The sequence below is a fragment of the Stenotrophomonas sp. P5_B8 genome (assembly GCF_054049855.1).
Map to the genome: position 1 here is coordinate 1 of NZ_JBFULO010000459.1, position 2,889 is coordinate 2,889.

Genomic DNA, 2,889 nt, shown 5'->3' on the forward strand with positions numbered 1-2,889 from the left:
CTACCTGCGCCACGCCCCAAGGTAGAGCCGAGCCATGCTCGGCTGCGTCTACCGTCAGGACGAAGCGCCCACCACCGCTGCGAACGCTTCGCGGAATCGCGCCATCTCACCCTCGGTGCCCACCGTCACCCGCACCCGCTGCGGCCAGATCGGCCAGCTGCGGCCGATGACCACGCCGCGTTCGGCCATCGCGGCGGTGAACGCGGTGCCGTCGCGCTTTACATCGACCACGAAACAATTCGCTTCGGACGGCACGCAACTGAAACCGCGCGCGCCCAGCCAGTCGATCGTGGCGCGGCGCACGCGCGTGTTCTCGGCCTTGCGTTCGGCCACCAGCGTCGGCGCGCGAAGGCTGGCCAGACCGGCCGCCAGCGCAGTCACCGGCAGCGGGTTGTCGCCCAGGCTGGCCAGTTCCTGCAACCGGTCCGGGTGCGCGGCGGCCACGCCCAGGCGCAGCCCCGCCATGCCGTACAATTTGGAGAAGGTGCGCAGCACGATGACATCGTCGCGCTGCATCACCTGGCCGATCACCGAGCGTTGCTCGCTGTACTGCAGGTAGGCTTCGTCGACCAGCACGCGGGTCTGCCGGGGCTTGTTGGCGAGCAGCCAGGCAATGTCCGCCGCCGGGGTGATCGAGCCGGTCGGGTTGTTGGGGTTGCACAGGTACAGCAGCCCGGCGTTGATCCGCGCTGCTGCGGCGGCCATCGCACGGACGTCGTGGGCACCGTCGTCGCGCAGCGGCACCTTGGCCACCGTTGCACCACGCGCGGCGGCCAGATCGCCGAGCGCTTCGAAGGTGGGGTCGGCCACCACCAGGCCGGCGCTGGACGAAGTCCACAATATCGCCGCCCGATTCAGTGGTTCGCTCGAACCCGGATACAGCCGCACCTGGTCCTTGCCCAGCCCTTCCTGCCGGGCAAGCACATCGCGCAGCTCGCCGGCCAGCGCGAACAGGTAACGGCCGCTGCCAGCGACGATATTGCGCGCGGCCGCCTGCGCCGCCGGTGCCGGGCCATACGGGCATTCGTTGAAGTTCAGCAGCACCGGGCCGGCCGCCGCTGCGGTGCGCGGGGTGGCAGCGGCTGCCGTGGACAGACCCAGCCCGGACAGGGCCAGGCCGGTGCCGGCCAGTTGCAGGAACGCACGGCGGGTAGGAGCGGGAGAGGTCACACGGCACCTGCGGGAAGGGACTTCGCGCACGCTAGCGCCGCTACCCGGCGGCGGCAAGCGTGCGGGGCCGTCATCCAGGGTGGCTGCCGGGGGCGGCAGGCCATAAAATCTACTGCCCCTTCAGGATGCTTCCCGCATGAGCCCCAGCCCCGCTGAACGTGCCGAGGCGCTGCGCCGACAGATCGACGACGCCGGCAAGGCCTACCACGAGCGCGACGAGCAGCTGATCCCGGATGCGGAGTACGACCGCCTGGTGCGTGAGCTGGAAGCGCTGGAGCTGGCCCATCCCGAGGTGGYCCGGGCCGATTCGCCGACCCAGCGCGTGGGCGGCAAGGCGTCCTCACGTTTTGCCGAGGTACGCCATGCGGTGCCGATGCTGTCGCTGGGCAATGCCTTCAGCGATGAGGAGGTGCAGGATTTCGTGCGCCGCATCGGCGAGCGCCTGCGCCGCGATGCGCTGTACTTCTCCGCCGAACCCAAGCTCGATGGCCTGGCGATCAGCCTGCGTTACGAGGACGGGCGTTTCGTGCAGGGCGCCACCCGTGGCGATGGCGCCACCGGTGAGGATGTCAGTGCCAACCTGCGCCAGATCGCGGTGATTCCACAGGTGCTTACCGGCGAGGGCTGGCCCGAGGTGCTGGAAGTGCGCGGCGAGGTCTACATGGCCCGCGCGGACTTCGAGGCCTACAACGCACAGGCCCGCCTGCATGACGGCAAGGTGCTGGCCAACCCGCGCAACGCCGCGGCCGGTTCGCTGCGCCAGCTCGACCCGAAAATGAGCGCACGGCGCAAGCTCRGCTTCTATGCCTATGGCACCGGCGAAGTGCAGGGCGGTGAACTGCCGCCCACGCATTCGGCCACGCTGGCGCAGCTGCGCGCGTGGGGGTTCCCGGTCAGCGACCTGTGCAGGGTGGTGGAGGGCAGCGACGGCCTGCTGGCGTACTACCGCGACATCGGCGAGCGCCGCGACGGCCTGGCCTTCGACATCGACGGCGTGGTCTACAAGCTGGACGATCGCGTGGGGCAGGAACAGATGGGCTTCGTCTCGCGTGCACCGCGATGGGCGATCGCGCACAAGTTCCCCGCGCAGGAACAGACCACCACGGTGGAGGCGATCGAAATCCAGATCGGCCGCACCGGCGCGGCCACCCCGGTGGCGCGTCTGAACCCGGTCGCGGTAGCCGGGGTGATCGTGTCCAACGCCACACTGCACAACGCCGACCAGATCGAGCGCCTGGACGTGCGCGTGGGCGACACGGTGATCGTGCGCCGCGCCGGCGATGTGATCCCCGAAGTGGTCAGCGTGATCGCCGACCGCCGTCCGGCCGGCACCACGCCATGGCGCATGCCCAGCCACTGCCCGGTGTGCGGTTCGGAGATCGTGCGCGAGGAGGATGCGGCCGCGTGGCGCTGCTCGGGCGAGTTGAGCTGCCCGGCGCAGCGCAAGGAAGCGATCGCGCACTTCGCCTCACGCCGCGCGATGGATATCGACGGCCTCGGCGGCAAGTACATCGAAACCCTGGTCGACGCCGGCATCGTGCGCGGCGTGGCCGACCTGTACCGGATCACCCGCGACCAGCTGCTGCAGCTCAAGCTGGTGCTCGATGCCGAATCGCCGGACGCGCTGGCCGCGCAGATCGGCCTGCACCTGCCGCCGGAAGGCAGTGGCCACTACCTGCGCAGCATTCTGCAGCTGGACGGCAATGACGAGGGCTGGCG

The 2,889-nt window shown here is 70.0% G+C and carries 2 protein-coding genes; one reads left to right on the plus strand and one right to left on the minus strand.

Translation table 11 applies throughout. The features are described 5' to 3' along the window. Positions 1–54: 54 nt before the first annotated feature. On the minus strand, positions 55–1,170 hold the full coding sequence (locus tag ACXJKH_RS17995) for a pyridoxal phosphate-dependent aminotransferase (protein WP_457321376.1): 1,116 nt from the start codon (positions 1,168–1,170) through the stop codon (positions 55–57). 136 nt (positions 1,171–1,306) lie between these two features. Here ACXJKH_RS17995 and ligA point away from each other — a divergent pair. After that, positions 1,307–2,889: NAD-dependent DNA ligase LigA (gene ligA / locus ACXJKH_RS18000; RefSeq protein WP_457321378.1), on the plus strand; the 1,583-nt coding region annotated here is incomplete at its 3' end.